This window comes from Glycocaulis sp. (genome assembly GCF_051859565.1).
Lineage (GTDB): Bacteria > Pseudomonadota > Alphaproteobacteria > Caulobacterales > Maricaulaceae > Glycocaulis.
Window position 1 is genome coordinate 14510 of the sequence record NZ_JBHYFK010000005.1, and the last position, 20159, is coordinate 34668.

General features: G+C 63.4%; 18 protein-coding genes, 1 tRNA gene and 1 pseudogene. 11 read left to right on the top strand and 9 right to left on the bottom strand.

Annotated elements, in window-relative coordinates; translation table 11 throughout:
• Positions 1 to 63: 63 nt before the first annotated feature.
• Entirely contained in the window at positions 64 to 1995 is a 1932-nt protein-coding gene (locus ACTIGC_RS08285; protein ID WP_439633953.1) for a sialate O-acetylesterase, read from the top strand.
• Positions 1996 to 2068: 73 nt separating this feature from the next.
• Positions 2069 to 2457: pseudogene (locus tag ACTIGC_RS08290) on the top strand (aldo/keto reductase); the annotation flags it as partial.
• Between the two features lie 38 nt (positions 2458 to 2495).
• Here the strand turns inward: ACTIGC_RS08290 and ACTIGC_RS08295 are convergent.
• Entirely contained in the window at positions 2496 to 3254 is a 759-nt protein-coding gene (locus ACTIGC_RS08295; RefSeq protein ID WP_439633954.1) for an SDR family oxidoreductase, read from the bottom strand.
• 97 nt (positions 3255 to 3351) lie between these two features.
• Here ACTIGC_RS08295 and ACTIGC_RS08300 point away from each other — a divergent pair, with 97 nt between their 5' ends.
• Positions 3352 to 4299 carry a cupin domain-containing protein gene (locus tag ACTIGC_RS08300; RefSeq protein ID WP_439633955.1) on the top strand — a complete coding sequence of 316 codons (948 nt, stop codon included), beginning with the start codon at positions 3352 to 3354 and terminating at the stop codon, positions 4297 to 4299.
• Positions 4300 to 4327: 28 nt separating this feature from the next.
• Here the strand turns inward: ACTIGC_RS08300 and ACTIGC_RS08305 are convergent, their stop codons facing one another.
• The gene (locus ACTIGC_RS08305; protein ID WP_439633956.1) at positions 4328 to 5218 is read right to left on the bottom strand and encodes an AraC family transcriptional regulator N-terminal domain-containing protein; all 891 of its coding nucleotides are present in this window, start codon (positions 5216 to 5218) and stop codon (positions 4328 to 4330) included.
• A gap of 146 nt (positions 5219 to 5364) precedes the next feature.
• Here ACTIGC_RS08305 and ACTIGC_RS08310 point away from each other — a divergent pair, with 146 nt between their 5' ends.
• Complete coding sequence (locus tag ACTIGC_RS08310; RefSeq protein WP_439633957.1) at positions 5365 to 6090, top strand: SDR family oxidoreductase; 726 nt, start codon at positions 5365 to 5367, stop codon at positions 6088 to 6090.
• A 1165-nt stretch (positions 6091 to 7255) separates the two neighbouring features.
• Positions 7256 to 8134, top strand: a complete 879-nt coding sequence (gene galU, locus ACTIGC_RS08315; protein ID WP_439633958.1) for a UTP--glucose-1-phosphate uridylyltransferase GalU — start codon at positions 7256 to 7258, stop codon at positions 8132 to 8134.
• Between the two features lie 135 nt (positions 8135 to 8269).
• Here the strand turns inward: galU and ACTIGC_RS08320 are convergent.
• Positions 8270 to 8346 (bottom strand) — tRNA-Ile (locus ACTIGC_RS08320).
• A gap of 240 nt (positions 8347 to 8586) precedes the next feature.
• Here ACTIGC_RS08320 and ACTIGC_RS08325 point away from each other — a divergent pair.
• Positions 8587 to 9366: an SIMPL domain-containing protein gene (locus tag ACTIGC_RS08325; RefSeq protein WP_439633959.1), complete on the top strand. Its 780-nt coding sequence runs from the start codon at positions 8587 to 8589 to the stop codon at positions 9364 to 9366.
• A gap of 9 nt (positions 9367 to 9375) precedes the next feature.
• On the opposite strand, the gene ACTIGC_RS08330 is transcribed toward ACTIGC_RS08325, so the two are convergent.
• The 3 genes from ACTIGC_RS08330 to ACTIGC_RS08340 are packed head-to-tail and all read right to left on the bottom strand — an operon-like array spanning position 9376 to position 11586.
• A complete protein-coding gene (locus ACTIGC_RS08330) occupies positions 9376 to 10206 on the bottom strand; it encodes a TIGR01459 family HAD-type hydrolase (protein WP_439633960.1) in 831 nt (276 codons plus the stop codon).
• A complete protein-coding gene (locus tag ACTIGC_RS08335; protein WP_439633961.1) occupies positions 10206 to 10826 on the bottom strand; it encodes an MlaC/ttg2D family ABC transporter substrate-binding protein in 621 nt (206 codons plus the stop codon). Before ACTIGC_RS08335 ends, ACTIGC_RS08330 begins: the two co-directional genes overlap by 1 nt.
• A 37-nt stretch (positions 10827 to 10863) precedes the next feature.
• The gene (locus ACTIGC_RS08340; protein ID WP_439633962.1) at positions 10864 to 11586 is read right to left on the bottom strand and encodes an MlaA family lipoprotein; all 723 of its coding nucleotides are present in this window, start codon (positions 11584 to 11586) and stop codon (positions 10864 to 10866) included.
• Positions 11587 to 11745: 159 nt separating this feature from the next.
• Here ACTIGC_RS08340 and metF point away from each other — a divergent pair, with 159 nt between their 5' ends.
• The 3 genes from metF to metH are packed head-to-tail and all read left to right on the top strand — an operon-like array spanning position 11746 to position 16420.
• Positions 11746 to 12651, top strand: coding sequence for a methylenetetrahydrofolate reductase [NAD(P)H] (gene metF / locus ACTIGC_RS08345; protein WP_439634179.1), 906 nt, complete (start codon positions 11746 to 11748; stop codon positions 12649 to 12651).
• A 4-nt stretch (positions 12652 to 12655) separates the two neighbouring features.
• Entirely contained in the window at positions 12656 to 13726 is a 1071-nt protein-coding gene (locus ACTIGC_RS08350) for a homocysteine S-methyltransferase family protein (RefSeq protein WP_439633963.1), read from the top strand.
• Between the two features lie 3 nt (positions 13727 to 13729).
• Positions 13730 to 16420, top strand: a complete 2691-nt coding sequence (gene metH / locus ACTIGC_RS08355) for a methionine synthase (RefSeq protein WP_439633964.1) — start codon at positions 13730 to 13732, stop codon at positions 16418 to 16420.
• 107 nt (positions 16421 to 16527) lie between these two features.
• Here the strand turns inward: metH and ACTIGC_RS08360 are convergent, their stop codons facing one another.
• Positions 16528 to 17298, bottom strand: coding sequence for a HesA/MoeB/ThiF family protein (locus tag ACTIGC_RS08360; RefSeq protein WP_439633965.1), 771 nt, complete (start codon positions 17296 to 17298; stop codon positions 16528 to 16530).
• 70 nt (positions 17299 to 17368) lie between these two features.
• Between ACTIGC_RS08360 and ACTIGC_RS08365 the strand changes: the two genes are divergently transcribed.
• The gene (locus ACTIGC_RS08365; protein WP_439633966.1) at positions 17369 to 17821 is read left to right on the top strand and encodes a hypothetical protein; all 453 of its coding nucleotides are present in this window, start codon (positions 17369 to 17371) and stop codon (positions 17819 to 17821) included.
• A gap of 81 nt (positions 17822 to 17902) precedes the next feature.
• Positions 17903 to 19210, top strand: coding sequence for an ATP-dependent DNA helicase (locus ACTIGC_RS08370; RefSeq protein WP_127565562.1), 1308 nt, complete (start codon positions 17903 to 17905; stop codon positions 19208 to 19210).
• Here the strand turns inward: ACTIGC_RS08370 and dut are convergent.
• Together dut and ACTIGC_RS08380 are read right to left on the bottom strand one after the other, a co-directional pair.
• The gene (gene dut / locus ACTIGC_RS08375; RefSeq protein WP_439633967.1) at positions 19207 to 19656 is read right to left on the bottom strand and encodes a dUTP diphosphatase; all 450 of its coding nucleotides are present in this window, start codon (positions 19654 to 19656) and stop codon (positions 19207 to 19209) included. The genes ACTIGC_RS08370 and dut overlap by 4 nt on opposite strands.
• Before the next feature lie 25 nt (positions 19657 to 19681).
• A complete protein-coding gene (locus tag ACTIGC_RS08380) occupies positions 19682 to 20137 on the bottom strand; it encodes a hypothetical protein (protein WP_439633968.1) in 456 nt (151 codons plus the stop codon).
• Positions 20138 to 20159: the final 22 nt, after the last annotated feature.

Here is a 20159-nt window from a genome sequence, read left to right on the forward strand (position 1 = left end):
CCGGGGGTCAAGCAAAGGGGCGCTGGCGAGGGCCGGGCGACGGGGTGCGGCATGAGAATGCGTATGTGTCTGCTGATTTGGCTGTGCCTCTTTTCCGGCCTGCAAGGCGCCGCGGCCAGAGCCGATGAAGCCCCGCCGCTGCTGGCGTCGTTCTTCTCTGACGGGATGGTGATCCAGCATGGGCAGCCGGTGATCCTCTGGGGGCACGCAGAGCCCCTCGCGGCGGTTGATGTTTCGCTCAATACGCGTCGCCAGACCGTGACAGCCGATGCCGAGGGGCGCTGGTCTGCCACATTCGGGGCGTTGGAAGGCGGCGTTCCGGTGGATCTCGTGGTGCGCAGTGGAACACGCCAGGCGCGTGTCTCCGATGCCATGACAGGCGAGGTGTGGCTGTGCTCTGGACAGTCGAACATGGAATTTCCGGTAAGGCGGGCGCTCAACCCCGATACCGAGCTGACATCCGCCAGTGATCGCGGACTGCAACTCCTCTCCATTCCCCAGACCAGCCAGTTGCAGGCCATGCAAGTCCTGCCGGAAGGCACCGCATGGGCAGCCTCGACGCCGGAGACGGCGGCCGGGTTTTCGGCCATCTGCTACTTCTTCGGACGCGAGAGGCGGGAGCAAACGGGCCTGCCGGTTGGCCTGATCAATGCGTCCTGGGGTGGCTCGCAGATCGAGGCGTGGATGAATGCGGAGGCCTTGCGCAGCGCCGGTGTTGCGCAAGATGGGCTGGACCTCCTGGAGCAGTACGTCCGCGATCCGCAGGCCGGCATGGCCCGCTACGGCGAGACATGGGAGGCATGGTGGAGGGGCGGATATGATCCGTCCTTGCCCTGGGAGGATAGGTCTGGTCCATGGACACCAGTGCCGGACTTTTCAGACTGGCGAGGCTGGGCTGATGAGGCGATGCACGGCCATCTTGGCATGCTCTGGTACCAGACCCGGTTTGATCTTTCTCCTCAGCAGGCGGCAAGTCCGGCTACGCTCTCGCTTGGCGGGATCGACGAAATCGACGCTGTCTGGATCAATGGCCGCTTCCTGGCAGGGTCGTTCGGCTGGGGCACACCGCGCACCTACACTGTCCCTGCAGACATGCTGCGGACCGGTCAGAACACGCTGAGCGTCAATGTGTACAATAGCTGGGGTGCGGGCGGCATGACCGGGCCGGCAACCGATCTGGCTCTCGGCTTTGAAAGCGCGCAAACCGTACCACTCGATACCGGCTGGAGTTATCAGCGGGTCAATCCTGTCCGTGGCGTGCCACCGGCCATGCCGTGGCAATCTGTCGGCGGGCTTGCCGGGCTTCACAACGGGATGATCGCACCGCTTGGTCCGGCGGGGCTGGCAGGAGCGCTCTGGTATCAGGGCGAGTCCAATACCGGCCGCCCGGAAACCTATGATGCCTCGTTGGCCGCCCTGCTGGCGGGCTGGCGCGGACAGTTCAGGGCTGATCTTCCGGCCGTCATTATCCAGCTTGCCAATTTCGGCGCGCTGCGCGGTGATCCGGCTCCTTCCGGCTGGGCGGAAGTACGCGAGGCGCAGCGGCGCATCGCCGAGGCAGACCTGCTGACCGGGCTGGTGGTCGCCATTGATGTTGGAGACCGCTTCGACATCCACCCGCCCAACAAGCAGGCCGTGGCCCAGCGGGTATCCCGGACGGCGCGGTTTCTGGACGGGGAGAGTATTCCATCGCCTTGGGGACCTCGTCCTTTGCGCGCATACGCACAGGGTAGTGCGATCCTCGTGGAGTTCGCGGCAGAGGGCGCACTGATGCTCGCTGGCGGCAATGTGGCTACTGGTTTCGAGCTGTGCGATGAGGCGCTGACATGCCGGTTTGTGCCGGGGCATCTGGCCGGTCCGTCGTCCGTCCTTTTGGCGTCCGGGGCGGGGCCGCGGCCGGTGCGGGTCCGCTTTGGCTGGGCCGATGCCCCGATCCTCAACCTCTATCATGAGACAGGGCTGCCAGCGGGTCCGTTCGAGCTGGAACTGGAGTGAGGAAGGCCGCGGGGGCTTCAAGCCGCTTCGTGCCGGAACGGCCCCGAGACCGCAAAGCCGGGAATGGGTGGCGGTGCTGCCAGACGAACGCGAACTGGGTATCGGTTTTGTCGCCTACAGTCCGTTTGGCAGCGGGTTCCTGACAGGGGCGGTGAAGCCTGCCGCCGAGAATGAGGAGACCGATATGCGGCGTTTCGATCCGCGCTGGCAGCCGGGCAATTTCGAGAAGAACCTCGACGCTGTCCAGCATCTCACGGAGATGGCCAAATCCAGGGGGGCACCGTGGCGCAGCTGGCTCTTGGCTGGCTTCTCGCTCAAGGCGAGGACATCGTGCCGATCCCGGGAACGCGGCGCATTGAACGGCTGGAGGAGAATGCCGGCGCGGCGGACATCCGACTGACGGCTGACGACCTGGATCAGATCCGGCGGGTCCTGCCCGAGGGCGCATTCGGCGCCCGGTTCCGCCACGGCGTGGCGGAACCGGGGCGTGCCTCGCCCTGTCACCAGGGCACGGTCTCGTTTTCCCACGCCGTGAAGGTTCCCGTCGGCCCGTCCTTGCCGAGAAGCGCCACGCGAACGGCTTCGGCTGCGCCCTGCTCGACGGTGTCGGTGCCTTCGTAATTGTTGAGCGCGGTCTTCGTGAAGCCCGGTGTCACCGCATTGACCTTGATGCCCTCGTCCTCGAGTTCAATGGCGAAGGCGAGCGTGATGGCGTTGAGCGCCGTCTTCGACGCGCCATAACCGGGATTGAACGTCGCCCGGTAGGGGTGCGGCGCGGCGTTGATCGTGAGCGAGCCGAGACCGCTGGACACGTTGACGATGCGGGCATCGTCGGACTTGCGCAGCAGCGGCACGAAGGCCTGGGTGAGGGCCAGCACGCCAAAGACATTGGTCTCCCATATAGCGCGTACCTCATCGACCGAGATCAGCGTCGCGCGCGAGCGTTGGATATAATCCTGCATCGTCTCCGCGCCTTCACCATTGGCCCGGGAGATGGCGGCATTGTTGATGAGGATGTCGAGACGGCCGAACCGGCTTTCGACCCCTTCGACCGCCGCACGGATCGATGCCTCATCGGTGACATCGAGCTGGATGGGATGCACGTCGCCGTCAAGGTTCCGGGCCGCTTCCTTGCCGCGGCCGGGATTACGCGAGGCGAGGAGTACGGTGAGGCCGGCCCTGGCGAGATCGGAGGCGATCTGAAGCCCGATGCCCTGATTGGCGCCGGTTACGAGTGCGATGCGGGGTGAATGGGTCATGGAAGGGTCCTGTTCGTGGTTGACTGAACAGAACATGGTCACGCCGCGCTGGACGTTCTATCATCAGATGTCCAGAAAGTTTTCGTAAGAGTCCATTATGGCGGATCCCCTCGCTCAGATCGTTGCCTTGCTGCAGCCAGGCGCGCCCTTTTCCAAATGCGTCACAGGGTCCGGCCCCTGGCGTGTGAGGCGCACCCAGTCGCCCAACCCTTATTATGTGGCGGTGCTCAAGGGTAGCCTGCGCTACCGTGATCATCAGCTTGGCGAAATCATCGTAAATGCGGGCGATTTCATCCTCATACCCTTCGCTCAGGATTTCATGATGTGGAGCGAAGCGCCCAGCCGCGAGTCGGACATGGTGATCAATCCGTTCATCCTGCCCGGGGGCGGGTATAGGGTTGGCAGGATCGATGGTCCGGCCGATATGCGCGCCCTGGTGGGGTACTGCATCTTCCAGTCTGATGATGCGGCATTGCTCTCCTCGCTTCTGCCGCAAATGGTGGTGGTGCGGGGCGAGTATCGCCTCGCCATGGTCATGCAACTGCTCGGCGAGGAGGCGCTTGGCAATAAGCCCGCCCGGGAGGTGGTGTTGCAGCACCTTCTCGAAGTGCTTCTGATCGAAGCGTTGCGTTCAACGGCCGAGCCCGGCCAGTCGCCGGGCCTTTTACGCGGGCTCCGCGATGATCGTCTGGCCGGAGCGATCCGCGCCATGCATGCCGCCCCCGGACGCAGCTGGTCGGTGGCCATCCTTGCGCGCGAGGCGGCCATGTCGCGGTCAGGTTTCCATGCGCGGTTCCAGAGCGTGGTCGGCATCGCCCCGATGGAATACCTGACAGCCTGGCGGCTGGCGCTGGCGAAAAACCTCTTGAGGAAGCGGGACGTCAGCGTAGCCGAAATTGCCCGGCAGGTGGGATACAGCTCGGCGAGCGCCTTCAGCGTGGCATTCCAGCGTGAAGCAGGGATGCCGCCCGTGCGTTATGCTCGCCAGGCTGTGGCAGCAGCCGCCACAGACGAGGCCACGCAATATGAAGGGGCCATTGCTTGAAGCGAAGCCGGCCGATGCCTGCGCCGTTTCAAGTGCCGGCATATCCCGACGCCTTCAGTCGGTCGGCGTCGAGGCGCGGCGACGCATTGAAGGCACGCCGGTACTCGCGGCTGAACTGGGACGGGCTCTGATAGCCGACTGCGAACGCAGCGTCGGCGGCGTTCGCATCCGTCGACAGCATGAGCGCGCGGGCCGCTTCAAGCCGCAGGCGCTTCTGGAACTCGAGCGGGGTCAGGGTCGTGATCGCCTTGAAATGTTCATGCAGGGACGACGGGCTCATACCGGCGGCCGCAGCGACATCATCCACCCGGATCGGCTTGCGGTAGTTTTCCCGGATGAAAGCAGCCGCACGGCCGACGCGGCCTACATGGCTGTCGCCTTGCGCAATCCGCCGCAGCGCCGGGCCGTGCGGTCCTTGCAGCAGCCGGTACAGTATCTCCTTCTCGATCAGCGGCGCCAGCACGTCAGCATGCTCCGGCTGGCCGAGCAGGCTGACCAGCCTGCAAGCTGCATCGCTTAGCTGTTCATCGGCAGGGTGGACGGCGAATACCGGGGCGCTGCCCGTGGCTGCAGGATGGCGTTCGTGCATGACCAGCTCTGTCAGTACGACGGGATTGATATCGATCTTGCAGCATAGATAGGGGTCTTGAGCGCTCGCCTGCAGAATCCGCCCGACCAGCGGCAGGTCCACCGAGACCACCAGATAGCTCGATGCATCATAAATGAGACTTGTGCCCCCGAGGGACACGGTCTTGGTGCCCTGGGCGATCAGGCAAACCGAGGCTTCATAGATGCTCGGAAGATCATCGGTTGGCTGGTCTGACCGGATCAGTGTCAGCCGCTCGATCGGGGTGGCATGAATACCGGGCTTCGGCGTGAAACGGAGCATCTGGCGTGCGAGTTCGGTGCGTTGGGTCATGCATACTTGTTTCATGCGCGCCTGTCCTGGCGCAAGCGCCTCCTAGGTTCTGGCGGAGGATCGGGCAATCATTCCGGGCGATCTGTCTATCGTTTCGTTTCGCTTGCGGCGCATGGTCCGCCCATCCCACAGCGAAAGGAAACACCATGACAGCACTTGCTGGAAAAACCGTCCTGATCACCGGCGCGTCGAGCGGCATAGGAGAAGCCGCCGTACGCGAGCTCGCCGCGACGGGCGCCAATCTCTTCATTGGAGCGCGGCGGGAAGAGCGGCTCAGCGCCCTCGCAGCAGAGCTCGGAGGCAATGTCGTCTGGCGCAGGCTCGACGTGACCGACGCGGACGATTTCGATGGGTTCGTGGACGCCGCCGAGGCTCAGTACGGCCGCATCGACGCCATCGTCAACAATGCCGGCATCATGCCGCTTTCACCGCTTCAGGCTCTAAAGCGCGACGAGTGGAAACGGATGATCGACGTCAACATCCACGGCGTCCTGAACGGTATTGCGTCTGTCCTGCCGCGCTTCGTGTCTCAGCGTTCTGGTCATGTGGTGAACGTGGCCTCTGTAGGTGCCCACCTCGTCCTTCCCAGCGCCGCTGTCTATTGCGGCACGAAATATGCGGTCTGGGCGATCTCTGAAGGCCTGCGCCAGGAGCATGACGAGGTGCGGTGCACGATCATCTGTCCCGGTGTCACCGACACCGAGCTGGGCCATGACATCACGGTGCCAGAGATCGCCGAAGGCCTGAACCAGTGGCGCAAGAAGTCGCTTCGGCCCGATGCGATCGGGCGGGCGATCCGCTTCGCGCTGGAGCAGCCCGAAGGGGTGGATGTGAACGAGATCATCGTGCGCCCCACCGCGGCGGACATGTGATCACGGGCAATGCCGATGGACCGGCCTCCGCCCGTCCATCGGCGGCGCCGGTTCCTTGAACTGGCTGGCACGCTGCGCGACGAGGAACCGTACACAGCTTCATTGGCCTGGCTAAAAGCTCAGTAGAAGCCCGTGCTTTCAAAGAGAACTGGCGGAGAGGAAGGGAGCCAAATTGCTTTCAGAATTTGTACTGCTGACATAATATCAATATGTTAATGGCCGTCGATTTTCGCATTGTGCAGCAAAATGTGCAGCAAATTGAACAGCAGATTTTATGACCTTATTTGTGGTGTCCATATACCCCGAAACAAGTGATACAGTGCTGTAAGGCAACGCGGGAACGCTTCCACGCCTCCCATGTCGCGGTGAATAGGTATTCGTCACCATATGGGGATTGCAGTTTTGCCGGGGCACAGGGTTAGCCGCCGACGGCACCGCGCCCTTCGCGTGCTCAATGCGTTGTTTCGTCAGGGTCGGTATCGGTGCGTGATCCGGGCAGGCCGGTGATCGTCTTGCCCAATTGAAGTCGGATATGATGGCTCCGAAAAAGCTTGAGCTGGCTCGCGCGAATGCGGGTCCGTGGGCGCGGCGTGTCGTCCGCCTGCTAGCCGAACAGCTTGAAACAGGCCCAGATCACGACGGCCCAGAAAATCCCATTCGTTACGACCACAAAAGCAATCAGCCGTCGTGTCGACCAACGCGGGAGTTTTTCAAATATCACATAAGGGTTGGTCATGGATCGCTTCCCGTTGGCATGCTCTGTCCAAGCTGACCTGAATAGGCAAAGACAATCATACCCTACAACAAGCCCTGCCGCCAGATGCCTTCCCGGGGGCTGGCCTTTCAGTGCCTGGAGACGGGGCGCTGACCGGGGAAGACGTCAGCGCGATCTTTGCCGTGATCAAGCAGGAGTTGGCACACCCTGCTGAAGTCGGCGCGTTCGATCAGGAAATCTGAAGATGGGAAATCCGCGCAGGGCGCAGGTATGCGTTGAGCACAACGCGCTGCTAGGCAGATATGCCTCAACACTGTGCGAGTAGATCCTCTCTTGAATGGGTCATTAAACTTTGCGTTGTCAGTAGGCGGCCTCCTAGTCTACCAAGCCTGCCGGGCAGGGGTCGAGGCCGGCAGAAGCGCTTGCAAGCACCGAGGGGAGCATACGCACATGACAATTCAGCCGGTCCGCAAGGCCGTCCTTCCCGTTGCCGGTCTTGGCACGCGCGTCCTTCCCGCCACCAAGGTGATGCCCAAGGAAATGCTGCCCGTCTTTGACCGGCCGGCGATCCACTACGTCGTCGACGAGGCGCGCGCGGCAGGCATCGAGCACTTTGTTTTCGTCACCGGGCGCAACAAGGCCTCGATCGAGGATTATTTCGACACCGCCTACGAGCTGGAAATGACGCTGGAGGCCAAGGGCAAGACGAAGCTGCTTGAAGAGCTGCGCGCCGACCTGCCCGCGCCCGGCGCGTGCAGCTTTGTACGCCAGCAGGCCCCGCTGGGTCTTGGCCATGCGGTGTGGTGCGCGCGCGACATTATTGGTGATGAACCGTTTGCCGTCCTCCTGCCCGACATGATCATGCGCGCCGAGACGCCCTGCCTTGCCGCCATGGTACAGGCCCACAAGGTGACGGGCGGCAATATCATCGCGGTGGAGGAAGTGCCGATGGAGGAGGTCAGCTCCTATGGCATTATCGAGCCGGGCCAGCGCAAGGGCGATCTGATCGAGATGCGCGGCATGGTGGAAAAGCCTGCCATCGCCGATGCTCCGTCCAATCTGATGATTTCAGGGCGCTATATCCTGCAGCCGGAGATTTTCCACGCGCTGGAAGAGCAAAAGCCCGGCGCGGGCGGCGAGATCCAGCTGACCGATGCCATGCTGAAGCTGATGGAAACCAGCCCCTTCCACGCCTTGCCCTTTACCGGCGAAACCTTCGATACCGGCTCCAAGACCGGATATTTGCGCGCCGCCGCCGCTTTCGGCCTTGGCGATCCCGAACATGGCGCTGAAGTGCGCCGCATCCTCGAAGCGCTGCTGAAAGGGTAGGGGGCGGGCTGCAGTCAGGCCAGCCGGGCCGTGATCCGATGACACATACCGAACCCGCAGGGTTCGCAAGCGCGACCGCGCGCCCGCAGCGTCAGCGAGGACCGACCGAGCGGATGCGAGGGAGGACAGGAAAAATGGTGGGCCCGGAGGGACTCGAACCCCCAACCAAGCGGTTATGAGCCGCCGGCTCTGACCAGTTGAGCTACAGGCCCACCGTAGCGCCCTGATAGCGCAGGCTGGCGGGAGGGGGAAGCGCGCGCTTCACGCCAACTTCCGTCTCCCTCTCCGCCACATCGCCATTGCCGCGCCACCACCCCGCCTTGCTTTTGCCTCGCGTGCATGGGGAGATGGGAAAATCGCGGTGCAACGCGGACGATGCCGGATCGTTATCCGGTCCGGGGCGCGGGAGGGTTTCGCCTGCGCGCGATACGGATTGAAAGCGGAGATTGAAAATGAACCATAGTTCAAACGTTACGCCGGCCCGTGTGGCCTTGCGGCGGCGCCTGACTGGTGCGGCTCTGGCCGCCGGTCTGCTGCTGGGTGCAGCGGCGATGATGCCGGTGCCTGCCCTCGCGCAGGCGCAGACAGAAACGCAAGAGGGCCGCCTGTCCCTGTCGGCGCAGGGCGAGGTGCGCATCGCGCCGGACATGGCCACGGTCAGCGCCGGTGCGCAGACCCGCGCCGACACCGCAGCCGAGGCACTGGCCGCCAATGCGCGGGCCATGTCGGGCGTGTTTCAGGCGCTGGAGCGGGCAGGCATTGCCCGGCGTGATATCCAGACCTCCGGCCTGTCGCTCAACGCGGTCTACGCACCCTACGATTCTTCCGAGCGCGGGCGCGAACAGCGCATTGTCGGCTATGAAGCCAGCAATACCGTGCGCGTGATCGTGCGCGACATGGACCGTGTGGGCCGCACGATTGATGCGCTGGTGTCCTCCGGGGCCAACCAGCTGCAGGGCGTGAACTTCACCCATTCCGATCCGGCGCAGGCGCGCGACGAAGCCCGCCGCCGCGCGGTGAACGAGCTCAATCGCCTGCGCTCTCTCTATGCAGAGGCAGCCGGCATCTCTACGGGGCGGCTTATCTCGCTGAGCGAGAGCAGCTCCAGCCAGCCTTATCCGATGATGTATGCCCGCGCCGAATCCCTGGCCATGGATGCGGGCACCGAAGTGGCACCGGGAGAGATCACGATCTCGGTGAACGTGGATGCAGTCTGGGCCATTCAGCCCTGATAGAAGCGCCTACCAGACAAGGTCCGGGGCCTGCCAGCGCGGGCCCCGGCTGTCCGGCCAGCTGATCTCGCCGGAATTGATCCCGCCGGTGATGAACAGGCAATCCAGCCCTTCGCGGTTCGCCCCTGCCAGATCCGTAGCCGGTCCGTCGCCAATAGCCAGAATACGTGCCTTGGGCGGCGTTTCGCCGGAAAGCCGGGCCAGCGCCTCATAGGCCAGCTCATAGATCGGCGCATGCGGCTTGCCGGCATAGAGGGCGGTGCCGCCCAGCGCCTCATAGGCTTCAGCCAGCGCACCTGCGCAATAGAGCAGCCGCCCGCCGGGCCCCTGAACCACTATGTCAGGATTGGCGCAGACCATGGGCAGGTCAAGCGCCGCTGCCTCTTCCAGAAGCCCGGCATAATCCTCCGGCGTCTCTGTGAGATAATCGACGAGGCCCGTGCAGGAGACGAGTTTTGCATTCTGCAGGGCGGCAAACTCCAGCCCGGTGCCAGCATAGATAGGATCATCAAAGTCCGGCCCCAGCTTGTAGGCCGGGCCGGTGCCGAAGCGTGACAACAGGGCGTGCGTGGCATCGCCGGAGGTGACAACGGCGTCCCACACGCCATCCGGCGCGCCCATGCCTTTCAGGAAGCGCTCCAGCGAGGGTGCGCGGCGCGGCGAGTTGGAAACCAGGCAGACCCGGCCCCCCTGTTGCCGGAAGTGGACCAGCGCATCCAGCGCTGGCCCGATCAGGCTCTCTCCGTCACGGATGACACCCCAGACATCGCACAGAACGGCGTCATACTGACCGGCCAGCGCGCCAAGGCGCGCTGGCGCTGAAACGTCAGATACGAGCATCACTGCATGCGCTGGCGCAGGGCGCGCGTTGCGGCGCTGACATCACCGCGGGCATTGCCGATAATGCTGGTGATCTCCTCGCGCTGGGTCTGGGCGAGCCACACACCCATCACTTCGGCGTCGACGACCTTCATGCCGTCATCACTGCTCATCACACGCCAGTTCACCGGCACGTTCTCACCATTCCCGTTGCCGCGCACGGTGGAGCGGACAATGAAGTCGCCCGGCGAACGCGTGACAGAGCCGGTTACCTCCAGCGTCTGACCTGCGTAATTGCCCAGCTCACGCTCATACACATTGATGGCGAACTCCCGGAACACGGTCCGGAACTCCTCCAGTTCTGCCTCGTCCGCGCCACGGCGATAGCGTCCAAGCACGAAGTTCGTGATGCGTGGCACATCGGCCAGGAGGTCCACCCGTTCGCGGAAATTGCGTTTCAGGGTTTCCTCGTCGAGCTCACCTTCGTTATAGGCCTGCAGGGCGTTGATAACCTCTTGTGCTTCGCGCTGGACAAAGCCTTCTGCCTCGCTGGCGCTTTGCGCGGGCGAAGGCTGGGCGAAAGCGAGCAGGGCGAAGGCCGCAACAAGGCCGGTGGCCGAAAGTCTGAATAATTGGAGCATATTTCCTGTCCTGGTAGCTGGCGTGGCTCCCATCACGTCAGTCGAAATCGGGCAGATCATCAAAGTCCTGCGCTGTTTCCAGCGCATTGGCCCGGTTCTGCCGGTAGACCGAGCGCAACTGAACGTAGGGGTCGATGGCACTACGTTCCAGACTCTGGAAGGTTTCATCAAGCTGCAGCCGGACATCTATGGCAAAAATGCCCCGGTAGACCCAGATCGCCTCGGTCTCGCGGACATCCTCGACCCAGTAGGTGGGGTGGGGATAACGGTCCACAAACCGGCCAAACGTGTCGCGCACGCTGGACGGGCCGAGGAAGGGTAAGACCATGTAGGGTCCGCTCTCCACGCCCCAGTGTCCGAGTGTCAGGCCGAAATCGGTATCCCGGCGCGCGATATTGGCTTCACTGGCGACGTCAAACAGTCCGCCCACGCCGACAATCGTGTTCAGGCCAAAGCGGCTGGCGGTCGCGAAGGCGTCGCCCGGCCGCCCTTGCAGCAGCAGGTTGGCAAACACCACCGGCTCGTTGAGATTTCTCAGCGCATTGCGCACGCCCTTGCGCGCTGGCGACGGCACCGCATCGCGATAGGCGTAGGCGACGGGGGCGATGACAGCGTCATCCGCGGCCGCGTTGAAACTGAACACCGCCCGGTTCAGCGGCTCGAACGGATCGTTGGCCTGAAGGGATTCCGGGCGCGTGGTGCAGGCCGCCAGAGCGAGTCCGGCGAGGACTGCAGATCCTGCAAGGCGTAGTTGGCGCATCAATCGTGTTTCCCTTCAAGCGCGGCTGTCTGCCCGATGCCCCCGCATCCAGCACATCTAGATAAGGCGTCTGTGCGTTTTGCCAAAGATCGATTTGCGCCTTTGGCATTGAAGCATGCCAGATAATCGCATAAAGATATCCTTATGTAGTTGTTTGTGATGCGAGGCGGCACCATGCCCGATGGGCGCAACCTGCCGGTCCGGCCCGGCCCGGCCATATCCTTCGAGTTTTTCCCGCCCAAGAGCGAGGCGATGGAAGAGCGGCTGTGGGATTCCATCTCCCGGCTGGCCCCGCTCGACCCGCTCTATGTGTCGGTGACGTATGGGGCGGGCGGCTCGACGCGTGACCGGACGCACCGCACGGTGCGCCGCATCGTGGAAGAAACGTCGCTGAAGCCGGCTGCGCACCTGACCTGTGTGGATGCGCGCTGCGACGAGGTCGACGAGGTCATCCGTGATTACTGGGCGGCGGGCGTGCGCCATATCGTGGCGCTGCGCGGCGATCCGCCCAGCGGGGTTGGTGATCGTTATGAGCCGTTCGATGGCGGCTACGCCAATGCCGCTGAGCTGGCTGCCGGCATCCGCAAGCTTGGTGATTTCGAGGTGTCAGTTGGCTGCTATCCGGAAAAGCACCCCGAAAGCGCGAGCTTTGACCACGATATCGATCTTCTCAAAGCCAAGATCGACAATGGCGCAACGCGCGCCATCACCCAGTTCTTCTTCGATGCGGATGTGTATTTCCGCTATCTGGACCGGGTGCGCAAAGCGGGCATTGATATCCCCATCGTGCCGGGCATCATGATGCAGTCGAATTTTGAGGGGCTGGTGCGTATGGCGGGACTGTGCGGCGCCACCATCCCGGCGCGCCTGTTTGACCTGTTCGACGGGCTGGAAAGCGATCCGGGTACACGCGAACTGCTGACCGCCAATGTGGTCGCTGATCTGTGCCATGATCTGTGCGACCAGGGCGTTGACCAGCTCCACTTCTACACCCTGAACCGGGCCGAGCTGGCGCTGGCGACCTGCCGGCTCCTGGGTGTGCGTCCGGTGGAAATGGCGGCCTGATCCCATGAGTTTTGACCGGAAATCGCGCCTTGAGGCGCTCGAAGCGGAATCGCAAAAACGCATTCTCGTGCTGGACGGTGCCATGGGTACGATGATCCAGCGCCTGAAACCGTCCGAGGAAGATTACCGGGGTGAGCGGTTTGCGGGCTGGGGCAAGGCACTCAAAGGCAATAACGATCTTCTGAACCTCACCAAGCCTGACGCTATCGCCGATATTCACCGCGCCTATTTTGAGGCCGGCGCGGATATCGCCGAAACGAATACATTTTCGGCCACGACCATCGCGCAGGCCGATTACGAGATGGAAGAGCTTGCCGCCGAGATTGCCCGCGAAGGCGCACGCATTGCCCGCGAGGCGGCTGATGCGGTGGAGGCCGAGACCGGCACGCCGCGCGCGGTGGCGGGCGCTATCGGTCCGACCAACAAGACGCTCTCCATATCGCCTTCGGTGGAAGACCCCGGCTATCGAGATGTCACGTTCGACGCCGTGCGCGAGGCCTATGCCGGGCAGACGCTGGCCATGGCCGAATTCGTCGACTTCATCCTGATCGAGACGATCTTCGACACGCTGAACGCCAAGGCGGCGATCAAGGCCGTGCTGGATCTGCGCAATGAAGGAAAGCTGGACCCGGCCATCCCGCTCATGCTGTCGGGCACCATTACCGATGCGTCGGGCCGCACGCTGTCGGGTCAGACGACGGAAGCCTTCTGGAACTCGGTGCGCCATGCCCGGCCCTGGGCGGTGGGGCTGAACTGCGCGCTTGGGGCCAAGCAGCTTCGCCCCTATGTGGCCGAGATGAGCCGGGTCGCGAACACGCGTGTGCTCGCCTACCCCAATGCCGGCCTGCCCAACGCGTTTGGCGAGTATGACGAGACACCGGAGGAAACGGCCGCCTATATCGCCAACTGGTCGAAAACCGGTCTTGTGAACATTGTCGGCGGGTGCTGCGGCACGACGCCGGACCATATCGCCGCCATCGCCAAGGCTGCTTTTGCGGGTAAGCCGCGCGCTCTGCCGGAGCGTCCGCGCGCCATGCGCCTGTCGGGCCTTGAGCCGTTTGAACTGGCTTCGTGATTTATGACTGATACGCCTGCCCAATCCCGTGCCGTCTTTGTAAACGTTGGTGAGCGCACCAACGTCACCGGCTCTGCGCGCTTTAGAAAGCTGATCAAGGAGGGCGATTACGCGGCCGCCCTTGATGTCGCGCGCCAGCAGGTCGAGGCCGGGGCGCAGGTGATCGACATCAACATGGATGAGGGTCTGCTCGATTCAAAGCAGGCCATGATCACCTTCCTCAATCTCATCGCCACCGAGCCGGACATTGCCCGCGTGCCGATCATGATCGACAGCTCCAAGTGGGAGGTGATCGAGGCGGGCCTGAAATGCGTGCAGGGCAAGGCCATCGTCAATTCCATCTCGCTGAAAGAAGGCGAGGAGAGCTTCCGCGAACAGGCGAGGGCCTGCCTTGCCTATGGCGCGGCCGTGGTGGTGATGGCGTTTGACGAGGACGGTCAGGCCGACACGAAAGAGCGCAAGGTCGAGATCTGCGAGCGCGCCTATCACATCCTTGTCGATGAGCTGGGCTTCCCGCCCGAAGACATCATTTTCGATCCCAATATCTTCGCCGTGGCGACGGGGATCGAGGAGCATAATGACTATGCCGTCGCCTTCATCGAGGCGACGCGCGAGATCAGGAAGCGCCTGCCGGGCGCGCATGTCTCCGGCGGTGTGTCCAACATCTCGTTTTCCTTCCGGGGCAATGAGCCGGTGCGTCAGGCCATGCACTCGGTCTTCCTGTATCACGCCATCAAGGCGGGCATGGATATGGGCATCGTCAATGCCGGCCAGCTCGAGATCTATGACGAGATCGAGCCCAAGCTGCGTGAGCTGGTCGAGGATGTGATCCTCAACCGGCGCGAGGATGCCACAGAGCGCCTTCTGGAGGCCGCTGAAGCCTATCGCGACACCGGAGAGGCCGAAGAGAAGGCCGCAGCCGAATGGCGCTCCTTGCCCGTTGCAGAGCGTTTAAAGCACGCTCTCGTGAAGGGCCTTGATGAGTTCGTGGTGGAGGACACCGAAGAGGCCCGCCAGTCCGCCGAGCGCCCGCTCCACGTCATTGAAGGCCCGCTCATGGACGGGATGAATGTGGTGGGAGACCTGTTTGGCGAGGGCAAGATGTTCCTGCCGCAAGTGGTGAAATCAGCGCGTGTGATGAAGAAGGCCGTCGCCCATCTCTTCCCCTATATGGAAGCCGAACGCGAGGCGGCAGGGCTCGACAAGCAGTCCAACGGCCTTGTCATCATGGCGACGGTGAAGGGCGATGTGCACGATATCGGCAAGAATATTGTCGGCGTGGTGCTGCAGTGTAACGGCTATGACGTGGTGGATCTGGGCGTGATGGTGCCGCCGGAGAAAATCCTGGAGGCCGCGCGCGAGCACAAGGCCGACATTATCGGCCTGTCCGGCCTGATTACGCCCTCGCTCGACGAGATGGTGTTTCTGGCGAGCGAGATGGAGCGCGAAGGCTTTGACATACCGCTCCTGATCGGCGGCGCGACGACCAGCCCGGCCCATACAGCCGTGAAGATCGAGCCGGCCTACCACAAGGCGCCGGTCATCCATGTGCATGACGCTAGCCGTGCTGTGGGCGTGGTCTCCAAGCTGCTCTCTGACACCCAGCGCCAGCCCTATTGGGACGAGATACAGGCCAATTACGCCCGCATCCGCGAGACGCGCGCACGTACCCAAGGCAATCGCCGCCGCGTGACGCTGGCTGATGCGCGCGCCAAGGCGTTCGATGCCGATGCCACCGGCCATACGCCCGTCAAACCGCTGCAGCCAGGCCTCACCACGATTGATGATGTGCGCCTGGCTGATCTCGTCCCTTACATCGACTGGACGCCCTTCTTCTTCAGCTGGGAGATGAAGGGGACGTATCCGGCCATCTTCGATGACCCCAATCGGGGCGAGGCGGCGCGCGCGCTCTTTGAAGACGCGCAATTGATGCTGAAACAGATGGTGGAGGGCGACTGGCTGAAACCCAAGGGCGTGGTCGGCCTGTGGCCCGCCCGGCGCGAGGGCGATGATATTGCCGTCTTCGCCGACGAGACCTGCAGCGCCCGCCTCGGCAAATTCTACGGCCTGCGCCAGCAGGCGGAGAAGGATGGTGACAATCCCTATCTCTCCATCTTTGACTTCGTGCGCAGCGATGTGACCGACTGGGTGGGCGGGTTCGCCGTTACCTCAGGCGATGCCGAGGACGAGATCGCCGAGCGCTTCAAGAAGGCCAATGACGACTATTCGGCGATCATGTTCCAGGCGCTGGCGGACCGCTTTGCCGAAGCCTTCGCCGAATATCTCCATGAGCGCGTGCGCAAGCATATCTGGGGCTATGCGAGCGATGAGCGGCTCTCCAATGCGGAGCTGATTCAAGAGGCCTATGCCGGTATCCGCCCGGCGCCGGGCTATCCGGCCCAGCCCGATCACACCGAGAAAGACCTGCTCTTTAGACTGCTTGAAGCGCCAGCACGTACCGGCATCAGGCTGACCGAAAGCCGGGCCATGTACCCGGCAGCCTCCGTCTCAGGGCTTTATCTGGCGCACCCCGACAGCGTCTATTTCGCCGTCGGGCGCATCATGCGTGATCAGGTAGAAGACTATGCGCAGCGCAAGGGCTGGAGCATGGAAGAGGCCGAAAAGGCCCTCGCGCCTGTGCTTGGCTATGAGCCTGATGCATCCCGGCTGGAGGAAGCCGACGCGGCGGCTTGAGGGGTTTGCTCAAGATTAGCTGAAACCCCGGAAGCGCGAAGCGCTATCCGGGGCCTCTCTCCGTATCACCTGCAACAGGTCCCGGATCGGCTGCGCCGTCCGGGAGTTCATGGGCTGTTTGGAGCTTTCCCCCCACACGCCTCGCACGCCGGATCGCGGGCCAGCTTCACCGTGCGAAGATTTCCTGAAAGCCCGTCGACTATCTGCACCCGGCCGATCAGCGGCTCGCCTGCGCCGGTGATTAGCTTGATCGCTTCCAGCGCCATCAGCGTGCCGACAATGCCGGTGATCGCGCCGACTATGCCGGTCACGGCGCAGCTTTCCGCGTCGGGGGGAATATCCGGCACCAGACAGCGATAGCAGGGCGCGTGGTTTCCCAGATGCGGCGCGAAGGTGGAGACCTGCCCGTCCCAGCGCCCGACCGCGCCCGACACCAGCGGGATGCGCGCGGCGATGGCCGCATCATTGACCGCAAAGCGGGTCGCAAAATCATCGCAGCCATCAAGCACGAGGTCCGCGCCTTCGAGGAGGGCGGGCAGATTGCTGGCGTCAGCGAGCAGGCGGTGGGTTTCAATGCTGACCGCCGGGTCCAGCGCGTGCAGCGCATCCTTCGCGGCGTCCACCTTGGGGCGGTCAATATCGCTCGTCCGGAAGAGTACCTGCCGCTGGAGATTATCGAGGCTCACCGTGTCGGGATCGACAAGTGTGATCTGGCCAATCCCGGCAGCAGCAAGATATAGCGCCGCCGGAGCGCCCAGCCCACCCGCACCAATCATCACCAGTTTCGCTGCGCCCAGCTTTGCCTGACCGGGGCCGCCAATCTCCTTCAGCAGGATATGGCGGGCATGACGGTCAATATCGGTCTTGCGCACCTTCACGCATCCTTTCAGGCAGGGTTCATCAACGCCATAGCACGCTAGCCTTGAAACGGTCCAAGGGAGGTGTCTCATGGCACAGGGGAATGTACGGGGAATTTCACGGCCACACCTGATCGTGGCAACGGCGCTGGGTCTGCTTGTTTCGGCGTGCGCCACACAGGAAGGCTATCGCCAGCGTGCCGCACTGCATCTGGGCCAGTCCGCCGATGCGCTGATTGTCGAGCGCGGCTCTCCGCTTGCGCGCGATTATCTCAGCGATGGTTCGCAGGTGTGGACCTATTTCGTGGCCGAGCAGCGCCACGATCCGGGCGGCTACACCACCATTCCGCGCGAGCGCCGGATTGTCTGGACCGACCGCAGGGGCAATCAGCACGTCCGCATCGAGCAGTATGAGGAAACCGTCTACACGCCGCCGCGCAGCTGGATGGTCGATTGTGAGACGCGCTTTGTTGTCAGCCCGGACGGGATTGTGCGCGATTTCCGCTTTGAGGGGGATGCCTGCCGCGCGCCTGAGCTCAGCTGACACCGCACCGGGCGCAGCAAGGTGTGAATAGGGCGGAGCTCGGCACTGGCGGCGGGTGGCAAACCGCGTCAGCCTGCGCCGATGATGGATACGCCCGCCAAATCTCCTGCTTCGGCCGATCTTGACGGCCCGGTGCTCGATTATCTGGTCAATGGCGGCTCCCATGTCTTCCTCACCGGGCGGGCAGGGACCGGCAAGACCACGCTGACGCGCGCCGTGCTGGAGCGTCTGGGTTCCAGCGCCGCCGTGCTGGCGCCCACCGGCGTTGCCGCCATGCAGGCGGGCGGGCAGACCCTGCACGCCTTTTTCCGCCTGCCGCCGCGCCTTGTGGAGCCGTCCGACATTCGCCGCCTGCGCAATGCGCGTGCGGTCAAGGCGCTCAAAACCCTGGTTATCGACGAGATTTCCATGGTGCGCGCCGACATGATGTGGGCGATTGATGCCAGCCTGCGCCTCAACCGGGAAAGCTCGGAGCCCTTTGGCGGGGTGCGCATGATCGTCGTCGGCGATCTCTCCCAGCTTCCTCCCGTGGTGCGCGATGAAGAGGCTGGCTATCTGGAGATGGCCTATGGCGGGCCGTTCTTCTTCCACCCGCCCGCTTTTCGCGATGCGGGGTTTTCCATGCTGGAGCTGACCAAGGTCCATCGGCAGGCAGACCCGGATTTCGTGCAGATACTCAATGCCGTACGTACCGGCGAGCTGACGCGTGAGGAAGGCGCGGTGCTCAATACGCGCGTCACGGGCCGGTCAGGGCTGGAGGCCAGCGCCACCCATGTCGTGCTGACCCCCACCAACGAGGCTGCTTTCCGCATCAATGCGCAGCGCCTTGATGCCCTGCCCGGCAAGCCGGAACTGATCGAGGGCAAGACGAGCGGCCAGTTCGACCAGCGCATCATGCCGACCGATGATCCGCTGATCCTCAAACGCGGTGCGCGCGTGATGCTGCTCAGGAATGATCCGGGCGGGCGCTGGGTCAACGGATCACTTGGAGAAGTTGTCGGCTTTGCCGAGGCCGGTGTGATGGTGAAAATCGGCGATGAGGTCCACCGCATCGAGCCGGTGCAGTGGGACCGCCATGCCTATAGCTATGACGCGGCGGCCAAGGCGCTGAAGAAGGAAACGGTCGGCAGCTTCACCCAGATGCCGCTGCGGCTCGCCTGGGCGATGACCATTCACAAGGCACAAGGCCTGACGCTGGACCGGGTCTATCTCGATCTGCCGGGCCGCCTGTTTGCACATGGCCAAGCCTATGTCGCCCTGTCACGTGCGCGCACGCTGGAAGGGATGGAGCTGTCACGGCCCTTGCGCCCGTCCGACATCATTGTCGATCAGCGCATATTCGACGTGAAAAGCTATTGCGATCCTGCGCCTGCCCGGCTTGAGGGCTAGACCCCGGTCGAGCCAAAACCGCCCGTGCCGCGCTCGGTCTCGTCCAGCGTTTCAGCCGGTATCAGCTGGGCCTGTACCACAGGCGCTATGACCATCTGGGCAATACGCTCGCCGCGGCGTACCACGAAGGGTTCGCGCCCGTGGTTTATGAGGTTCACGCGCAACTCGCCGCGATAATCGGCATCAATCGTGCCTGGCGTGTTGACGCAGGAAATGCCGAACTTGGCAGCAAGTCCGGAGCGGGGCCGCACCTGCGCCTCATAGCCCTCGGGCAGGGCAATCGCGAGCCCGGTCGGGATCAGCTGCCAGTCGCCCGGTTGCAGGGTGACCGGCGCGTCTTCGGGGAGCGCGGCGGGCAAATCCATACCCGCCGATCCCGGTGTCTGATAGCGGGGAAGGTCCAGGCCCGCAAAATGCTCCAGCGCCTTGATGCGCACCTGAACCATGAAAGAATCCCCCGCCTGGATGCCGCTATTGCGGGTTTTGTTCCATCCAGCGTTCCATCTCGTCAATGCTGTCGTCGAAGCCTTCGACAGTGGAGATGATCGCAGTGCGCTCTTGGTCGGTTAGCGAGCCCATCATGACGCCGATCGCGTAATCGCCGTCCTGAATGCCCAGGCTCAGCACGGTGGGGTCGTCCGGCGTGCCTGCACGGATCATCAGCGGCAGGCCGGCGAGCAGAACCTTGAAGTCGTTCCTGTCGGGTACGACGGTGTCCCGGTCGCACAAAATGGCGCCGGTGCCTTCGGGCAAGGGCGGTAATTGCAGCGGGCCGGGCCTCGCGGTCGCCTCACGCACGGTGAAGCCTTCGATGACGGTCGGCTGGGCGCCGGCCTCGCCGGGAATGGCGAAGCAGTCGGCAAGAGCGGGCGCACCGGCTACAAGGCTGGCAAGAAGGGCAGCACCGCTGGCGAACAATGTCTTCATGGAGAAACTCCTGATAGCAACC

Excerpts from the sequence above, each read along its gene's own strand:
- ACTIGC_RS08285 (WP_439633953.1), top strand. The coding sequence starts at position 64 with ATGTGTCTGCTGATTTGGCTGTGCCTCTTTTCCGGCCTGCAAGGCGCC.
- ACTIGC_RS08295 (WP_439633954.1), bottom strand. The coding sequence starts at position 3,254 with ATGACCCATTCACCCCGCATCGCACTCGTAACCGGCGCCAATCAGGGC.
- ACTIGC_RS08300 (WP_439633955.1), top strand. The coding sequence starts at position 3,352 with ATGGCGGATCCCCTCGCTCAGATCGTTGCCTTGCTGCAGCCAGGCGCG.
- ACTIGC_RS08305 (WP_439633956.1), bottom strand. The coding sequence starts at position 5,218 with ATGACCCAACGCACCGAACTCGCACGCCAGATGCTCCGTTTCACGCCG.
- ACTIGC_RS08310 (WP_439633957.1), top strand. The coding sequence starts at position 5,365 with ATGACAGCACTTGCTGGAAAAACCGTCCTGATCACCGGCGCGTCGAGC.
- galU (WP_439633958.1), top strand. The coding sequence starts at position 7,256 with ATGACAATTCAGCCGGTCCGCAAGGCCGTCCTTCCCGTTGCCGGTCTT.
- ACTIGC_RS08325 (WP_439633959.1), top strand. The coding sequence starts at position 8,587 with ATGAACCATAGTTCAAACGTTACGCCGGCCCGTGTGGCCTTGCGGCGG.
- ACTIGC_RS08330 (WP_439633960.1), bottom strand. The coding sequence starts at position 10,206 with ATGCTCGTATCTGACGTTTCAGCGCCAGCGCGCCTTGGCGCGCTGGCC.
- ACTIGC_RS08335 (WP_439633961.1), bottom strand. The coding sequence starts at position 10,826 with ATGCTCCAATTATTCAGACTTTCGGCCACCGGCCTTGTTGCGGCCTTC.
- ACTIGC_RS08340 (WP_439633962.1), bottom strand. The coding sequence starts at position 11,586 with ATGCGCCAACTACGCCTTGCAGGATCTGCAGTCCTCGCCGGACTCGCT.
- metF (WP_439634179.1), top strand. The coding sequence starts at position 11,746 with ATGCGAGGCGGCACCATGCCCGATGGGCGCAACCTGCCGGTCCGGCCC.
- ACTIGC_RS08350 (WP_439633963.1), top strand. The coding sequence starts at position 12,656 with ATGAGTTTTGACCGGAAATCGCGCCTTGAGGCGCTCGAAGCGGAATCG.
- metH (WP_439633964.1), top strand. The coding sequence starts at position 13,730 with ATGACTGATACGCCTGCCCAATCCCGTGCCGTCTTTGTAAACGTTGGT.
- ACTIGC_RS08365 (WP_439633966.1), top strand. The coding sequence starts at position 17,369 with ATGGCACAGGGGAATGTACGGGGAATTTCACGGCCACACCTGATCGTG.
- ACTIGC_RS08370 (WP_127565562.1), top strand. The coding sequence starts at position 17,903 with ATGATGGATACGCCCGCCAAATCTCCTGCTTCGGCCGATCTTGACGGC.
- dut (WP_439633967.1), bottom strand. The coding sequence starts at position 19,656 with ATGGTTCAGGTGCGCATCAAGGCGCTGGAGCATTTTGCGGGCCTGGAC.
- ACTIGC_RS08380 (WP_439633968.1), bottom strand. The coding sequence starts at position 20,137 with ATGAAGACATTGTTCGCCAGCGGTGCTGCCCTTCTTGCCAGCCTTGTA.